The organism is Bacillus sp. SJ-10 (genome assembly GCF_002843505.1).
GTDB classification, from domain to species: Bacteria; Bacillota; Bacilli; order Bacillales; family Bacillaceae; genus Bacillus; species Bacillus velezensis.
In genome coordinates this window covers 1,444,225-1,462,036 of sequence record NZ_CP025258.1, presented here as the reverse complement: position 1 = coordinate 1,462,036, position 17,812 = coordinate 1,444,225, and the positions used below count along the sequence as shown (strand labels likewise).

Below are 17,812 nucleotides of genomic sequence, written 5' to 3'. Positions count from 1 at the left end.
TTTCATGTTTCATATATGAGCCGTCCGGTCATTTTCGTATCATATCCGGATAATTGAGAAAGCTGAGACTTGAATTCCTCAGAATTCAGGATGTCCTGTACGCTTTGAACAAGCTCCCGGTTTTGTTTTAAGACGACCACATCGTACTGCTCACTGATCACCGGGATAAAGTCCGTGCCTGCCATATGCGCCGCATGCTGCGACCCGACTCCGATATCCGCCTTTCCGCTTGACACTTGTGAAGCCGCTGACAGATGATCCGTGACAATGTCATGGTAGCCGGCGACATCAGACGGCGTAATGCCGAAAGATCTGAGCTGTTCATCCAGCAGCACCCTCGCGCCTGATCCTTTTTCGCGATTGACGATACGGACATCCTTTCGGCTCAAGTCCTGAAAGCCCTGAATGTTCAGCGGATTGCCCTTTTTCACATATAATCCGGCCTGCCGCAGCACGACATGAAAAAGCGCAAACGGCTCCCCTGAAAGAATGCGCTTCACGTACGGGATGTTATACTGCCCCGTCTCCCCATCGTACAAATGCAGACTGACGATGTCACAAGCCCCGCGGTACATCTCGATCAGGCTGTTCAAACTGCCGCTGTACTTGCGGAGCGGAGCCGCCTGTATTGTTTGTTCCAGCTGTTTGCTGAGGAGGTCCATCGACACATCCTGCCCGCTGATGATAACGGACTGCCTTTTTTCCGGCTCCCGCCCGCGGGACGGGTCAGCAGCTTCTGATACGGATGGCTTTTTTGACATTCTCATGTTTGTTTTATATTGTTTTAAGTCCTCTTCATCGACCCTCATCTGTCTTCCGACCCTGTACGCCGGAATGAGTCCTTTTTTTATCAAATCATATACTGTCAATTTGGAGACCTTCAAAAGGCCCGCAACTTCTTCTATTGTATAGGAAGTGGCTTCTGTCATATTATCACGCTCCGTTTTTATTATAACTGTTCAGATATTGAAAAAAAACCGCACCATCACGTACAATTGCGTTATAATTAGTTTGATCTAATGATATTTAGCTATAAGGAGTGCACAATGTTGAAAAAGAAAGCGACACTACTCACAACTGCGGCTATGGCCGTTTTCCTCGCAACTGCGGGCTGCTCTTCCGGACAATCGTCCAAAGGCGGACAAAACGAAAAAGTCACGCTGACCGTTTCTGCGGCAGCCAGCGCTCAGGATGCACTTGAAGAAATCCAGACCAACTACGAAAAATCACATTCAAACGTAACCATTCAAGATAACTTCGGATCATCAGGCACATTGCAGAAACAAATTTCACAAGGCGCGGGAGCTGATTTATTCTTCTCGGCAGCCGAAGATAAATTCGAAAAGCTCGTTCATGACGGAGATATCGATAAAAAGGACAGCACGGATCTTTTGAAAAATGATCTCGTCATGATCGTGCCTGAGAAAAACAGCGCACACCTGACACATCTGAATGACCTGAAAAAAGACAGCGCGGAAAAAATCGCGCTCGGCACGCCTGAATCCGTTCCGGCCGGACAATACGCCAAACAGTCATTGACGGCATTATCCATGTGGGACAAGGTAAAAGATAAAGTCGTCTATGCAAAAGACGTTCGCCAGGTGCTTTCTTATGTTGAAACCGGAAATGTCGATGCCGGGCTTGTCTATAAAACAGACGCACTGATTTCGAAAAAGGTGAAAATCACCGATGAAGCGCCGGCGAAAACGCACGATCCGATCGTTTATCCGCTCGGCATCGTCAAGGATACAAAGCACCGTAAAGAAGCAGAAGCGTTTTATCAGTATCTGCAGTCTGATGAAGCGATGAAAGTGTTTAAGAAATATGGATTTACTGCCAAGTAACATTACGGCTTCGGAGTTTTTCACTCCCGTCGTACTGTCGTTTGAGGTGGCTTTGGCATCGGGCATCGCCGTCATCATTCTCGGGACGCTTGCCGGCGCCTGGATGGCGAAAGCGCGATTTCCCGGAAAAACGGCTGTGGAGACCCTGTTTATGCTCCCGCTCGTTCTTCCTCCTACCGTTGTAGGCTTCATTCTCATTATTATTTTCGGGAAACACAGCTTTATCGGCCGGGCGATTGAGCGGATTTTTCACCAGCCCGTCATTTTCACGTGGTCGGCCGCGGTGATCGCTTCGGCTATTGTCGCCTTCCCGCTTATGTATCAGTCCGCTAAAACCGGCTTCGCCGCGGTTGATGCCGACATCGAGGGAGCGGCGAAAGTAGACGGAGCCGGCAGATGGCAGGTGTTCACCCGTATTTCCGTCCCGCTTGCCTTTCCCTCCCTCTTGACCGGAAGCATTCTCAGTATTGCAAGGGCGCTAGGTGAATTCGGGGCGACTTTAATGTTTGCGGGAAATATTCCCGGCGTCACCCAAACGCTGCCGACAGCGATTTACGTCGCGATGGATTCCGGCAATGAAACACTCGCCTGGGTGTGGGTGATCTGTATTGTGATCATTTCTTTCCTGATGCTGTTTTTCATCCAATTGAAAAAACCCGCTTGACTGATCCGCCTTCCGCGCACCTTTCGCCGGGAGGCTTTTTGATTTAAAATCGGATGGTATATAATGAAACAAAAAACACACAAAGGGTGCGGCCATGAAGATTAATGTCATTATCGCGGATGATAATTCTTTCATCAGAGAAGGAATGAAAATCATTTTGCATACATATGAGGAATTTACTGTATCGGCAACGTTGGAAAACGGCCTGGAGGCGGCAGAGTATTGTAAACACAATCCCGTCGATATCGCCTTGTTAGACGTCCGCATGCCGGTGATGAACGGTGTCGAAGCCGCAAAACGGATCGCGGAGGAAACGGATACGAAGCCGATGATCCTGACGACATTTGACGACGATGAGTATATTTTAGAAGCGATTAAAAACGGCGCGAAAGGATATTTATTAAAAAATACCGAACCGGAACGGATACGCGATGCGATCAAAAGCGTCTTCAACGGGCACAGCATTCTTCAGGACACCGTGCTGGATAAAATAAAAGACAGCCTTTTCCGGCCGGCGGAAGCCGCGCATCAGATTGATGAAAGCCAGTTTACTGAAAGAGAGCTCAGCATCATGTCGCTTATTGCGAAAGGACTGTCGAACAGGGAAATTTCAAAACAGCTTTTCATTTCTGAAGGGACGACGGCCAATTATATTTCATCTATTTTAGGGAAAACAGGGCTTGAGCACAGAACGCAGATCGCGATTTATTATATCACCGGGAAGGTGGATAACGGGCGTTGAACGGTATGGATTTTTGGATGCTGATGAGCAGACTGATCGCCATTTTTTATACGGCTTTTTTGTTCGTATCGGCAGACCGCCCTTACACGCCGTACGCCGTCTTGTTTCTGCTGCTTTATCTGTCTTTGGGCATTGCGGTCTGCATGATCAGGCCGCCCGCTTGGAGGCGCGGGATCACCCTCATGACGCTTGCATTGACTGCTTGGCTTTCCGCCTTAGGCCATCCGGCGTTTCTATTTCTTTTGCCGCCCGCCATTTTTGCCGTTCTTGCCGAATATCCGGTTCACCGCTATGTGTTCTGCCTGCTCGTGTTTTTGCCGTTTTTATTTGTCCCGTACGGCGACCTTCCGACTTATATCGTCATGACCTTGTTCTGCTTGGCGATATTCGTTTTGGCCGCCCGGTCCAGCGACCGGCTGAAAAAATATGAAGAGCAGTCAGACAGCATGCGCTCAAGCATTGAAAAACTGACGAAACAGCTGCACAGCAGCACAGAATATATCAAACAATCGGAGTATACCGGCAAACTCGAAGAAAGAAACAGATTGTCCCAAGCCATCCATGACAAAATCGGCCATTCCATGACAGGCGCGCTCATTCAGATGGAAGCGGCGAAGCGGATGCTCGGCTCCCATCCGGACAAAGCGGCTGAACTGCTCCAAAACGCCATTACCATTTCCAAAGAAGGCATAGAGGATATCCGCATAACGCTGAAAAATATGAAACCGCCCGCTGAACAAATGGGCATTCACAGATTAAGAACGTTTATTGATGAATTTTCGGCCAAAAACGGCATGCCGGTTCCGTTTACGCATCAAGGCGATTTGGACAGGCTGACGCAAATGCATTGGAGAGTCATTCAGGAAAACGTAACCGAAGCCTTGACCAATGCAATGAAATACGCCGATGCCACGCAGATTTTCATTGATATCCATGTGCTGAACAAAGCTGTGAAAGCGGAAGTCAAAGATAACGGAAACGGCGCCGGCCGCTTTAAAAAAGGCCTCGGCATGCTCGGTATGGAAGAACGGGCGGCCGTCTTGCACGGAACCGTTATTTTTGACGGCACGGCCGGTTTTTCCGTCACGACATTGCTTCCGGTTGAATAAGTGAATATTTTCATGTGAAAAATATGAAGATTCTCATGTCAAAGGAATGAACAGCTGCACTAACGGCCGTTCATTCTTTTTTTTATAATAAGAGCATCATAAGACATAGAGGTGGAAACATGAACATTTTGGAGCTCAAACAGCTGAGTAAGAAATTCGGTGATTATGCCGCCGTTGACCAGATGTCGCTTGCCGTAAAAGAAGGTGAGATTTTCGGGTTTCTCGGCGCAAACGGAGCCGGAAAAAGCACGACGATCAATATGATCTCAGGTCTTTTAAAACCTTCAGGCGGAGACATTCTGTTTCTCGGAAAAGATATTTTCAAATATAGCAAAGCAACGAAAATGAATATCGGCATCGTCCCTCAGGACCTCGCGATTTACGAGGAATTAAACGCCTATGAAAATGTGAAGTTCTTCGCAGGTCTGTACGGCCTGAGAGGGGCGGCTCTGAGAGAACGGGTCGAGGAAGCCCTGACATTCGTCGGCTTGAGCGATAAACACAAATATTTGCCGAAGCATTTTTCCGGGGGAATGAAACGCCGGCTTAATATCGCCTGCGCCCTTGCCCACCGGCCGAAACTGATCATCATGGATGAACCGACGGTCGGCATTGATCCGCAATCAAGAAATTATATTCTGCAATCAGTGAAAAAGCTCAATGAAATGGGCTGCACGATCATTTACACGAGCCACTACATGGAGGAAGTGGAAGAAATATGCACGCGCATCGCCATCATCGACCACGGAAAAGTCATCGCAGAAGGCACAAAAGAACAGCTGACTTCCATCATTACCGACACGAAGGACGTCGTGATTGAGCTGTCATCCGGAAACGGCATCAGCCTCGGCGATATTCAGGAGCTGCCCGGCGTCAGAGCCGCCGCACTGGAAGAAAACAGCGTGAAAATCAGCTCTGACACAGGGGTCAACAATTTAAACCGCCTGATCCGGTACTTCATGGACAAAGGCATTGAAATCCGCTCCTTGCAGGAACAGGCCCCTGACTTAGAAACGGTATTTCTCACGCTGACAGGCAGAAGCCTGCGCGACTGACCCCATTGAAAGGAGGATTGCAAATGAATATTCTGCACATCGCCGTGAAAGAAATCAAAATCAGTTTCCGCGACAGACGGACTTTTATTTTCATGCTTGCTTTTCCGATCGTCTTCATGCTGATTTTTACTGCGGCATTATCAAACGCCTTTGATTCAGAGGTGACGGTCGGAAACATCAAGGTCGTATATACGGACCAGTCAAACGGCCCTCTTTCTCATTATTTTACTGAGTTTATGAAAGCCGCCAAAAAAGAGCATGTCTATTTTCAAAAAGCGGACACGGAGGCAAAAGGCAAAAACGAGGTTCGAGAAAATCAGGCGGATGCTTTCGTCACTGTAAAAAACACCGGTTTTCAAGTCTATACAAATGACCGGAGCGGCATAAACGGCACGATCGTCCAAGGCATGCTGACCGCTTTTACCAATCAATACAAAGCAGGCGCCGCCGCTTACAAGGCGCATAAGGCGCCTTCCGCCGGACAAATCAAAAGCGATTATATGAAGCAGACGTCTTTACACAAAGCGAAAGAACCGAAAGCGAAAGATTTTTACGCGATATCCATGACGACGATGATCGGGCTGTACGCCTCGATTTTTGCAAGCACCTTATTCCGCGGGGAAAGAATACGGCACACCGCGGATCGCCTGATCGCCGCCCCGCTCCGGAAAAGCGATATCTTTCTCGGAAAGATGCTCGGCATTTTGGCTGTGAATGTTCTGACGATTCTTGCCGTTGTCGCCTTCAGCAAATTTATCTTAAAAGCGAATTGGGGCAGCCACCTGGGACTTGTGCTTTTGATTCTCGTTTCTGAAATTCTTTTGGCCGTCAGCTTCGGGCTCAGCCTGAGCTATTTGACCAGAAAACCCGAAAGCGCCAGATTAATCACCGTCATCATCGTTCAGGTGATGTCCATTATCGGCGGCGCCTATTACAAATATGAAGGCGGAGGAATTTCCGTCCTGTCGCCCTTATCATGGATCAATAAGGCGATTAACAACATCATTTACGCAAATGATGTATCAGCGGCATGGCCTGCACTCGGTTTAAATACAGCATTGGCGGCACTCTTTTTGCTGATCGCCGCATTTACGTTTCAAAGACGGGAGGGATTGTAATATGAAAAACTTCTGGTGGCTGTTTGCACACACTCTCAAAGGGATTACAAAAAGCAAAAAACAGCTTATTCTTTATATCGGGGCTCCGCTGATCGGCGTCTTCCTCTCCTTCATGACCAATGCCAACGGCGGAGCCGAAACGCTCAATATCGGCATTCTCAATCAGGACGGCGGAGAAGTGGCACAGGATACGGTCACGTTTTTAAAAGGACTGGATCATGTGAAGATTTCGGAGGAAACGGCTGCGTCCGCCACATCCAAGATCGCTTCAGGAAAAATGGAGGCGCTCATTACGTTTGAAAAAGGCTTCTCCCAAAGCGTAAAAGACGGGAAACCGGCTCACATCGGCATGACCTCGCTGAAAGGCGCCCAGGTCACCGGATATGTCAGCTCTTATTTGTACAATTATATGAACAGCGCCGCCTCAATCGGCAAATCTTCCGGCGGAGACGCGAAAGCCTTTCAGGCGATGTACGCCGCTTTCAAGCATTCTCCGATTCAAACGGAGTCCGCTGTTTTACAAGATACATCGAATCATAAAGAAATGACCTACTCAGTCATCGGGTATCTCATTATCATTATGCTCTATTCCGCCGGCAACCTGACGGAACTGATGATTAAAGAGCGGGAAAACAGGACGTACTACAGGCTTCTGTCAACGCCGATCACATCAAAGCAGTATGTACTGGCAAACGCGGCGGTGAATATCATTATCATGGCCGTCCAAATTCTATTCGCCGTTCTCTTTATGGGCGCCGCTTTTCATATTCATCCGTCATTCCCGCTGTGGCAGCTGTTCGTCCTGATGATGCTGTTTGCATTAAGCGCGATCGGGATCGCCTTTATTGCCGTCGGTTTTTCCAACAGCAGCGCTTCAACATCGGCGCTTTTGAATTTGATCGTCGTGCCGACATGCTTGCTCGCCGGCTGCTTCTTTCCGAGCAATATTATGCCGAAAACGGTGCAGACAATCGCCGAATTTCTGCCTCAGCGCTGGGTGCTCGATACGGTCGATCAATTGCAGCACGGCCGCACGCTCCAAAGCCTGATGCTGAACATCATCATTTTGGGAGCCTTCGCCGCCGCCCTGTTATTAATAGCCGCATACAGGTTCAGCGTAAAACGTCAGACACAGACATTTATGTAAAGAAAAACAGCCCCGTAAAGGGCTGTTTTTTCTTAGAACAGAAGCTCGTCCGGATTCGGGCCGACACGCTCGTCTTTGTTCAATGCGCTGATCTTTTCCATTTCTTCCTGTGACAGTTCGAAATCAAAAATATCGGCATTTTCTATGATGCGGTGCTCTTTAATGGATTTCGGAATGGTAACGACTTCGTTTTGAAGATCCCAGCGCAAAATCACTTGAGCAACCGATTTGTTATGTTTTTCCGCAATTTGTGACAGCACTTCGTTATCGAGGAGCTGTCCCTGCATCAATGGAGACCATGCTTCCACTTGAATGCCCTGCGCTTTGCAGAAATCTCTTACTTCTTTTTGAGTCAGGCGCGGGTGGAATTCAATCTGGTTGACCATCGGCTTGATTTCAGCATCTTTCAGCAGCTCTTCTAAATGATGCACTTGGAAGTTACTGACGCCGATGGCGCGGATTTTGCCGTCTTTGTACAGCTTTTCAAGAGCGCGCCATGTGTCTTTATATTTATCCTTGCCCGGCCAGTGAATCAGGTAAAGGTCGAGGTAATCGAGGCCGAGGCGCTCAAGGCTTTTCTCAAACGCGTCAAGTGTCGTTTCGTATCCTTGATCTTCATTCCACACTTTTGACGTGATGAACAGCTCTTCTCTGGCAACGCCCGCAGCTCTGATGCCTTCGCCGACACCCTCTTCATTTTTATAAATAGCCGCCGTATCAATGCTGCGGTAGCCGTTTCTGATTGCCGCTTCGACGGAGTCCGCCGCTACGCTTCCGTTTTCCACCTTGAAGACGCCTAGGCCGAACCACGGCATTTCAACGCCATTATGAAGCTTTACAGTATCTTTTAAGCTTTTTGCCACGTTGAACCATCCTTTCTAGTCATTATGTAAACGGTTATTATTATCTCACATTTCCGCCGTAAGAAACCAATTATACGCTCATCGTTATCACAAAAATCATCTTTAGTGCCCAAGCACCACCGCCGTTATTATTTTCCTATTTTTCAAAAATTACGGTTAACCGGGTAACTGTCCGGGTAAATCGCTACTGTAGCCACCATACAATTGAAGGAGGAAATCATATGAAACGTATGCGTATCCCGATGACCGTTGCCCTTGGCGCCGCTTTGTCTCTGACTCCTCTGTCCTTTGTATCCGCAAAAGAAACCCCGGTCCCTCAAAACATGGCACAGCAATCATCAGATGTCTCAGCAAAAGATGTCGGATTAAACATTGACGTTGACCTGCTCGGCATCGGCAATTCGATTGCTGACGCGATTAAGTCGGCGCAAAACCGTGACGGCTTCGTCAAAAACTTAATGGAATCTTCATTCTACGCTTCCGGACAAAAATATAACGTCATGGTGTTTAATTTAAGCCAGGAATATGAAGATCATTTTAACGGCGTTCAGTTTTACGGTTCCGCCGTTTATGACGGCATCACGTACGGCATTTGGGTGTTTGAAGACGGAAGCTTCACCAATAAAGGTGATGGCGGCTGGATCAATTGGGCCTTCAGAGGCTGGTTTGACCGCGACGGCGATCACGTCGAATTCCATCGTCCGTAATCAAAAAAAGTCCGGCGAACAGATGCCGGACTTTTTTTATTCACCTCCGTCAAGCATGGCCGCTTCCACATCATTGATGTATTGGCGAAGCTCATGTGACATATCGCGGGAAATTTCCCGCTCTTCGAATAATGTTTGGATTTCGTTGCGGATGGCCTGCACGGCCCGCAGTTTGATTTCAAGTTTTTGATTTTCAAAACGGCGGCTCGGACTCTGTTCGTGATACGAGTGCCCCAGCCTGAAAATTAAGTGATTGTAAAAGGAAATGACGGCAAGCGTCACATCTTTATTTTCTTCAGTCATGTGTTTTTTCAGGCTTTCAATGGCCGCTTTTGCCGTTTTAACCCTTGTGGTGCGGATGAGGCCTTCTTCATTTAAAATCGACATTTCCGGCTTTTTTTGTTCACCGAAAAAGATCCAGTACATCAGGCGTTTCAGCTTTTTCTTAGATAAGCCGACTTTAAACGGATTCGTATACAGCACTTCCAGTTCATCAAACCGTTCCTGAAGGCTGTCAGCCGTTTCTTCCGGTATGTCGCCCCGCTCAATCAGCCGCAGCAATTCTTCCTGTTCAGCCTGTATCCCTTGGGCGCGGACTTTCCGCTCATCTTTTTTCGTGCGGTTTTTGACGGTGAACTGCTGAAACCTGAGATTTTTCATTTTCTCATTGTATTCGGCAATGACCGCAAAAGAAGCCGTTTTGTTTGTCTCATTCATATTTTCTTTAATGGCGGTTAAGGCAGCCTTTATCAGCTTCCGTCTCGCTGTCAGCAATTTGACTTTCTTCTCTTTCACATTGTCTTCCGGCTTATCTGTCAAAATCGGCAGTACGATTGTCGCCAGCACCAATGTGCACATAATAACGCCCGCGGCTAAAAAGAGAATCAAATTCCGTTCAGGAAACGGCGAGCCGTCAGAGAGCACGTACGGAATGGAAAAGGAACCCGCAAGCGTGACCGCTCCCCTGACGCCTGAAACCGAAATCAGCAGGGTCGAGCGCAGGCCGGGTTTATAAATGCTCTGATCCTTGTTAAAAAACCACTTGCCGTTCCAAAAAAACAGCACCCACAAAAACCTGAGAATCATTAACGTCAGCGTAATGACGATAATATACCCGATGACCATCATATTGTTAAACGCGGTATCATTAAAGATGACGGAAACCACATCCGGTATTTGCGCACCTAAAATAACGAAAACAAGACCGTTCAGAATGAACAAAATAATATTCCACGTACTTGAAGAGACGATTTGCAGTTTGACCATCGTTGATTCAAGACGGTCCTGCTCCACCGCATGCGTGATGCCGCCGGCCACAACAGCTAAAATGCCGGAAACGCCGATTTCTTCAGCCGCGAGATAGATGACGAACGGCGTCAGAATTTGAATCAGCATATGCATCGTGACATCCTGCATGCCGAGGCGGCGCAAAAACAGCCGGAAACGGATAATCAAAAAAGAAATGACGACACCGCTGAGTAAACCTCCGGCTGAAATCAGAACGAAACTGAAGGCGGCCTGCGCCAGCGAAAATGCGCCCGTCACGGCTGCCGCAATCGCAAATTTAAAAGCGACCAGGCCGGATGCGTCATTCATCAGTCCTTCTCCTTCAAGGAGACGCAGAATGCCTTTTGGCATCTTCACACGCCCTGACAGCGCGCTGACCGCGACAACATCAGTCGGTGACAGTATCGCCGCCAGCCCGAACGCAGCAGCCAGCGGAATGCTCGGAATCATCCAATGAATCGTGTAACCGCCGACAATCACCGTGGCAAACACGAGCCCGAGCGCAAGCAGCAAAATCGGCGCCCTTAAATTCCAAAGTTCCGCACGCGGCGTCCGTTTTCCATCGTTAAAAAGCAGCGGAGCGATAAACAAAACAAAAAACAATTCAGTATTCAGTTCAAAATGAAGCCCCTGCGGAAATGACGCCGCAATGATACCGAGCGCCACCTGAATCAGAGGCACCGGGATAAAGGGGACAAACCGATTTACGATATTTGAGATCGCGATGATGGTTAAAAGTACGAGTACGACTAAAAATATGTCCAAAGCATGACCTCCTTCATCTGCTGCATCATATCATTATTGCCTGTTCTCTGCCTTTGCCAAAGGCCGGAGCCGATGATCGGACAGATTCAATATATTTTCCGCACGCAACCATTCTTCTTTTATTTTACCCGTTTTTATTTAAAATTTCTCATAACGTGCTCACGGCGAACTTTTTTTGCCTTCAGCTACATTTTTTCCGGAAAAAGAAAAAGCCTGTTTTCTCTGAAAACAGGCTTTTTCGCAAGCTGCGTCATCTGTTTCATGACGCGGTGCAGCGTTTATGCTGCTTAGTAAAGGATAGAGAACGCACCGTCAGTGTGTCTCTATCCTTAGCTCATCTTATTCGTGAAAATTCGTGCCGTCTGTCGTCGCTTTAATGATGCCGGCGCGGATGACGAAATCCCCGAAGTGTTCGCCTTCCTCACGCTCTTTCGCGTAGCGCGGGAGAATGGTGCGAAGCTCACTCAGAATTTCCTCTTCACCGATATTTTCCCGGTACATTTTGCTCAAACGGCTGCCGTCAAACGCCGCTCCTAAATACATATTATATTTTCCGGGCGCCTTTCCGATAAATCCGATTTCGCCAAGCGCATGGCGGGCGCAGCCATTCGGGCACCCGGTCATACGGATGGTGATTTCTTCATCCCGCAGCCCGTTTTCGTCAACAATGGCTTCAATTTTATCAATCAATTTCGGCAGATACCGCTCGGCTTCGGCCATGGCGAGCCCGCATGTCGGAAGCGCGACGCAAGCCATTGAACTGCGGCGGAGGGCGGAATGCTGCCGGCCGTCTGTCAGACCGTATTGTTCGATTAATGCGCTGATTTGTTTCTTTTTCTGGCTCGAGACATTGCCGATAATCAGGTTTTGATTAGAGGTGAGACGGAAATCTCCCGTATGGACTTTGGCGATTTCACGCAATCCCGTCATCAGCTTATAATTCTCATAGTCCGTGACGCGGCCGCCTTCGATGAACATTGTAAAGTGCCATTTCCCTTTTACGCCCTTCACCCATCCGTAACGGTCGCCGTTATGGTCAAAATGATAAGGTTTCGCTTCATCCAGCTGCCAGCCGAGGCGGTTTTCCAGCTCGGCTTTTACGTTTTCCAGCCCGAGACGGTCAACGGTGTACTTGAATCTGGCATTCTTTCTGACGGAACGGTTTCCGTAATCGCGCTGAATCGTAATGGTTTTTTCCGCTACATCATACAGCTGCTCCGGTTTGCAGAAGCCGATGACTTTTGAAAGCTGCGGATAAGTGGCCGTATCGCCGTGCGTCATACCCATACCGCCGCCGATTGCCACGTTGAATCCGATAAGTCGGCCTTCCTCCACGATGGCAATGAAGCCGAGATCTTGAGAAAAGACATCGATATCATTGGACGGAGGCACGGCGATTCCGATTTTGAATTTCCGCGGCAGGTACAGCGGCCCGTACATCGGTTCCGTTTCCGTGTCAGGAGTGCCCGCCACACGTTCCTCATCAAGCCAGATTTCATGATAGGCTCTCGTGCGCGGAAGAAGGTCATCGCTCAATTTCTTCGACCATTCGTATACTTCCGCATGAATTTCAGACTGGTGCGGATTTGAAGCGCACATGACGTTTCGGTTGACATCTCCGCAGGCCGCAATGGTATCAAGCAGCGCCGCATTGATTTTCTGAATCGTTTTTTTCATGTTCCATTTTAAAATTCCGTGCATTTGGAACGTTTCACGCGTTGTCAGCTTCAATGTATTGTTTCCGTATTTTTGCGCCAGTTCATCCATGACAAGCCATTGTTCCGGAGTTGAAACGCCGCCTGGCATCCGAACGCGCAGCATGAACTGATAAGCCGGTTCAAGCTTTTGTTTTTGACGCTCATTACGGAGATCGCGGTCATCCTGCAAGTAGCTTCCGTGATGCTTCATCAGCCGGTTGTCTTCGTCCGGGATGCCGGCTGAAATCCGGTCGAGCATGACTTCTTTCAATGTGCCGCGCAAATAATCGCTTTTTTCTTTAATTTCCTCAACATCACTTGGAGGGCCTTCCGGCGCTTTTAAAATGTTGTTCACCATGCTGAATAAGCTCCTTTCAAACCAAAATCAATATACGTCACGCTGATAGCGTTTTTTCTGCTGCATGTCTGCCAGGAAGCTTTCCGCTTTTTCACGGCTCATGCCGCCTTCTTCCTGAATGATATCGAGAAGCGCCTGGTGCACGTCATGCGCCATATGCTGTTCATCACCGCAGATGTATACGGCGGCTCCCTGCTGCAGCCATTCATACAGCTCTTTGCTTTGTTCTTTCATGCGGTGCTGCACATATACCTTTTCCTCCGAATCCCGAGAAAAAGCGACGTCCATTTTTGTGAGAACACCGTTTTGCAGCCATTTTTGCCATTCCGTCTGGTACAGAAAATCAGTGACAAAGTGCTGATCCCCGAAAAACAGCCATGTTTTCCCCTCAGCTCCGGTTTCTTCACGCTCCTGCATAAAGGAACGGAACGGCGCGATGCCTGTCCCCGGCCCGACCATAATGACCGGTGTATCCGGATTTTCCGGCAGCTTGAAGTTTTGGTTGTGCTGAATGTAAATCGGAAGCGTATCTCCCGGCTGAAGTCTTTCCGCACACAGAATGCTGCAGACGCCTTTTCGTTCTCTGCCGTGCGCGTCATATCTGACCGCTCCGATTGTCAGATGCACCTCTTCCGGATTCGCTTCTAAACTGCTTGCGATCGAATAGAGCCGGGCCGGCATTTTACGCAGGATGGAAAGAAAGTCTTCCGCGGAAGCTTCCCACGGACCGAAATCCCGGACGAGATCAAGCAGATCACGGCCGTTGATGTATGCTTTCAACTGCTCTTCGTTTCCTTCGGCCAGAAGTTCACTCAGCTTTTGGTCAGCCGTAAACTGTGCGGCCTTTTGCAGGAACGGTTTTGTTAAGACGGTTATTTCAAAGTGAGAAGTAAGCGCATCTTTCAGCGGGAGGCGCTCTCCTTGTTTATTCACCGCCACTTCCTGTTTTGGGTCCCATTTCAGCTCATTGATCAGCTCATCAACGAGCGCCGGATCATTTTCCGGATAGATGCCGAGGCTGTCTCCGGGCTGATACGCGAGGCCCGATCCTTCAAGCGAAAGCTCGAGATGGCGTGTTTCTTTATTCGAACCGCGTCCGTTCAGATTGATGTTCTCAAGAACCTCCGCCCGAAACGGGTTCGTTCTGGAATAAACGGATTCACCGAGAGCCGGCGTCTCGGCAGGCGCTTCGGCTGTTTGATTTCCCGCTCCTTCGTTCAAACCGCCGATGACCGCGTCAAGCCATTCCGAAAACGGCTCATCATAATCAAGATCGCAATCAACCCGCGGCGCAAGCTGGGTGCCGCCGAGCTCTTGAAGACGCTCGTCAAACTCTTTCCCGGTCTGGCAGAAAAATTCATACGAGCTGTCCCCGAGCGCCAAAACGGAATAACGGAGCGCTTCAAGCTTCGGCGCGCGTCTGCCGTGAAGAAATTCATGAAAGGCCAGCGCGTTATCCGGCGGATCGCCTTCTCCGTGCGTGCTCACCACGATCAGTAAATTGTTTACTTTTTTCAGATTATTCGGCTTAAAATCGTTCATCGACGCGACGGTGACCTGGAATCCCCGTTCCTCAAGCGTCTTTACCGTCTGTTTCGCAAGACCTTCCGCATTTCCCGTTTGCGATCCGTATAATACGGTCACTTCTCTTGAGACTGCCGGGCTTTCTGCTGGAGCCGGAGCAGCGGGTGCGGCTGTTTCACCGGATTCGGACCGGGCCGCAGCCAAATAACCGCTCAGCCAGATTTTCTGTGATTCTGTCAAGGTCGGCAGAAGGCGGTTAAGGAGCTCTGCCTGCTCCTGATTAAACGGACTGTTCATGACCTGAAGTTGCAACGATATCCACCTCACAAGGAATTAAACGTAACGTACGTTATTTCTATAGGAATTGTCAAAATAATATTCTAATTGAAACTTTACCGAAAGTTTGTATGTAAGTAAAATATATAATCATGATGACAATGATTAAGATTACTAATGATAAAAAGCCCTTTGCACTTGGCAAAGGGCTTACACGAATAAGCCGGCGGGCACTTCTTTTATAAAAGGAGAGGGTTCTCCCGGAGACAATACGGTCAGATGATGCATCGCCCGCGTACAGGCCGTATATAACAGCTTACGGTCATGTTCGCTTTTGTACTGGGCAGCAGAGGCGTCAGCGGCAATGACGGCGTCAAACTCAATGCCTTTTGCCAAATACACGGGAATGACGCATACCCCTTTTTGAAAAGGCTGGTTTTCTTTATTGATCAAGCGGACACCGCTACCGTCGCTGACCGCCTGAAACACTTTTTTGGCTTCCGCGGCCGTTTTGCAGATGACGGCGACCGTCTCCCAGCCTTTTTGTCTGAGCTCCCGGATTGTATCCGCCAATTGTTCCCGCCGCGCATTTTCTGTATCCGTCCGCAAAACACGAGGTTTTTCCCCGTTCCGGTTAAAAGGCTCAATATCATCGCCGTCAGCCAGCAGCGCTTTCGTAAATTCAACAATCTGCCGCGTCGATCTGTAAGTCCGCTTCAGGCTGACATACTTTTCTGCACCATTGCGAAAGCAGCCGGCGAGGGAAGAAGGGCCCGTAATGGTGTGGGCATAAATCGACTGGCTGACATCACCGAGCACCGTCATCTTTGCCGCTGGGAAGATGCTTTGAATATACGTGAGCTGAAATGGGGAATAATCCTGCGCTTCATCAATGAAGACGTGCTTCATTTGTGTGTTTTTTCTTTTTCCTTCTAACAGATCCTGCAAATACAGATACGGGGCGGCATCTTCATACGGAAGTGACCGTTCTGCAAATGCGTTTCTGGTCAAAGCGCCGATGCTCTCCCAATGATCGGGCTTTTCAGCAGCTCCCCAGTCTGAAAACAGCCGGAGATACATCCGTTTTATATCGAGAAAGCCGAGCCGTCTGACGGCCTGCTTAATCGGTTTAAAGGCTTTGCCGACAATAATGGCGCCAAGCAGCCGCTGTTCGCGCTGATGGTCGTCAAATGCAGGTTCATCATCTGCCGCCTGCTTCTTGAGTGTTTGATAAACCTCAGCATAGTCTTCCTTATCAAGCAGCTCGATCTCCTGCAAGACCCATTCCTTCTTACGCTCCTTTTTTTCGAGAGCGCTGATTTCCGCGAGAAGCCATTCCGCCGTCAGCTCCGCTCTGTTCGGAATCGGCAGCTGCTGATCAAGCGAATAAAAATAGTCTTCAATCCGCTCTTTTGAAATCAGGATGTCTCCCCGGAAGCTGATCTGTTTACACATCAGGCCCGAGCCGGAAAGCGAGCCGGCATAGCGGTCAATCATGGCCTGGAAAGCTGATGACGCTTTGTAAGCAATGGCTGCGAGCCTTACGGAAAGTGCGTCCTGGTTTTGTTCAGTCAGGCAATATTCAAGCTGCTCGTACGGGCTTTCACAATCAAACTTTCGTCCGAGCCGGCGGATGATATATTCCTGAAAGGTGGCCTGCTCCATATTCTCTTCTCCCAATTCCGGCAATACGGCGGACACATAACTGTTGAACAAAATGTTCGGGGAAAACAATACAATCTGACGGGCATCAAGCACCCCGCGCCCGCGGTACAGCAAGTAAGCGGCCCGCTGAAGCGCCGCGGATGTTTTCCCGCTTCCGGCGGCTCCCTGAACAATGAGATATTTGCTTTTTTCATCCCGGATGATTTCGTTCTGTTCTTTTTGGATGGTTGACACGATGTTTTTCATATGCTGTCCGGAATGGCCGCTCAGCACCTCTTGCAGCATTTCGTCACCAATCGTCATATCCGTGTTAAACATCGCTTTAAGCGTCCCGTTTTTAATGATAAACTGCCGCTTCAGTGTGATGTCTCCCTCTATCGTTTCTTCCGGAACTTCATAGCGGGCTTTTCCCGGGGAATATTGATAGTAAAGAGATGAGATGGGCGCGCGCCAATCGTAAATGAGAAATTGCTCGTTGTTTTCATCCATCAAAGAAGTCAGCCCGATATAAATCCGCTCGGAAGAGGACTCCCCTTTTTCCGTAAAATCGACACGGCCGAAGTAAGGAGAGGTTTTCAGCTTTTGGATTTTTTGAAGCTGCCGATATTGAAGCCGATGAGTCCGTTCACGTTCAGAAAGCATTTCTGCCTGCTGTTTAATGCTTGAAAATGTCTCAGCCGCTTCGTGGGCATCATCCATATTCACGGTGACATCATCCCAAAACGTTTTTCTCAAGCCCACAATATCCTGCTTCAATCCGCCCGATGAGGCTTCAAGATGAGTTTGTTTCTGTTCCAGTTCCTTCATGACAAAATTGATTCTTTCCTGCTCTTCTTTCCACTCTTTATCACGTTTTGCCATCAGCGGCACCTCCGACATCAAGCTGACAAATCCGGCTTTCATCATACAAACATATATGCAACATATTATTCAGCATTATGGTCAAATACCCTTTTTCTTATCATATCGGGCGTCTTTTTTTATCAGAAGC

14 protein-coding genes are annotated in these 17,812 nt (G+C 48.7%); 8 read left to right on the top strand and 6 right to left on the bottom strand.

What is annotated here, in order from left to right:
- Positions 1-2 precede the first annotated feature (2 nt).
- Positions 3-929 carry a substrate-binding domain-containing protein gene (locus CXL14_RS07345; protein WP_014418869.1) on the bottom strand — a complete coding sequence of 309 codons (927 nt, stop codon included), beginning with the start codon at positions 927-929 and terminating at the stop codon, positions 3-5.
- A gap of 117 nt (positions 930-1,046) precedes the next feature.
- On the opposite strand from CXL14_RS07345, the gene modA reads away from it, so the two are divergent.
- The 7 genes from modA to CXL14_RS07310 all read left to right on the top strand — a co-directional run bounded on the left by modA (position 1,047) and on the right by CXL14_RS07310 (position 7,679).
- Positions 1,047-1,844: a molybdate ABC transporter substrate-binding protein gene (gene modA, locus CXL14_RS07340; protein ID WP_014418870.1), complete on the top strand. Its 798-nt coding sequence runs from the start codon at positions 1,047-1,049 to the stop codon at positions 1,842-1,844.
- A complete protein-coding gene (modB, locus tag CXL14_RS07335; protein ID WP_014305804.1) occupies positions 1,825-2,508 on the top strand; it encodes a molybdate ABC transporter permease subunit in 684 nt (227 codons plus the stop codon). Before modA ends, modB begins: the two co-directional genes overlap by 20 nt.
- 94 nt (positions 2,509-2,602) lie before the next feature.
- Positions 2,603-3,250, top strand: coding sequence for a response regulator transcription factor (locus tag CXL14_RS07330; protein WP_007410028.1), 648 nt, complete (start codon positions 2,603-2,605; stop codon positions 3,248-3,250).
- A gap of 5 nt (positions 3,251-3,255) precedes the next feature.
- Entirely contained in the window at positions 3,256-4,359 is a 1,104-nt protein-coding gene (locus CXL14_RS07325; RefSeq protein ID WP_198318153.1) for a sensor histidine kinase, read from the top strand.
- 119 nt (positions 4,360-4,478) lie between these two features.
- Entirely contained in the window at positions 4,479-5,414 is a 936-nt protein-coding gene (locus CXL14_RS07320) for an ABC transporter ATP-binding protein (RefSeq protein ID WP_014418872.1), read from the top strand.
- A 23-nt stretch (positions 5,415-5,437) separates the two neighbouring features.
- Positions 5,438-6,532, top strand: coding sequence for an ABC transporter permease (locus CXL14_RS07315; protein WP_061862563.1), 1,095 nt, complete (start codon positions 5,438-5,440; stop codon positions 6,530-6,532).
- A gap of 1 nt (position 6,533) precedes the next feature.
- Positions 6,534-7,679, top strand: coding sequence for an ABC transporter permease (locus CXL14_RS07310; protein ID WP_025649279.1), 1,146 nt, complete (start codon positions 6,534-6,536; stop codon positions 7,677-7,679).
- Positions 7,680-7,711: 32 nt separating this feature from the next.
- On the opposite strand, the gene CXL14_RS07305 is transcribed toward CXL14_RS07310, so the two are convergent.
- A complete protein-coding gene (locus CXL14_RS07305) occupies positions 7,712-8,542 on the bottom strand; it encodes an aldo/keto reductase (protein WP_007410023.1) in 831 nt (276 codons plus the stop codon).
- Positions 8,543-8,763: 221 nt separating this feature from the next.
- On the opposite strand from CXL14_RS07305, the gene CXL14_RS07300 reads away from it, so the two are divergent.
- A complete protein-coding gene (locus CXL14_RS07300; RefSeq protein WP_025649280.1) occupies positions 8,764-9,249 on the top strand; it encodes a hypothetical protein in 486 nt (161 codons plus the stop codon).
- Positions 9,250-9,285: 36 nt separating this feature from the next.
- Here CXL14_RS07300 and CXL14_RS07295 read toward each other — a convergent pair whose 3' ends face one another.
- From CXL14_RS07295 to helD, 4 genes are all read right to left on the bottom strand, one after another.
- The gene (locus tag CXL14_RS07295; RefSeq protein ID WP_007613743.1) at positions 9,286-11,301 is read right to left on the bottom strand and encodes a Na+/H+ antiporter; all 2,016 of its coding nucleotides are present in this window, start codon (positions 11,299-11,301) and stop codon (positions 9,286-9,288) included.
- Positions 11,302-11,640: 339 nt separating this feature from the next.
- Complete coding sequence (gene cysI, locus CXL14_RS07285) at positions 11,641-13,356, bottom strand: assimilatory sulfite reductase (NADPH) hemoprotein subunit (RefSeq protein ID WP_014418875.1); 1,716 nt, start codon at positions 13,354-13,356, stop codon at positions 11,641-11,643.
- A gap of 27 nt (positions 13,357-13,383) precedes the next feature.
- Positions 13,384-15,192, bottom strand: coding sequence for an assimilatory sulfite reductase (NADPH) flavoprotein subunit (locus CXL14_RS07280; protein WP_038459825.1), 1,809 nt, complete (start codon positions 15,190-15,192; stop codon positions 13,384-13,386).
- A gap of 174 nt (positions 15,193-15,366) precedes the next feature.
- Complete coding sequence (gene helD, locus CXL14_RS07275) at positions 15,367-17,682, bottom strand: RNA polymerase recycling motor HelD (RefSeq protein WP_101287741.1); 2,316 nt, start codon at positions 17,680-17,682, stop codon at positions 15,367-15,369.
- Positions 17,683-17,812: the final 130 nt, after the last annotated feature.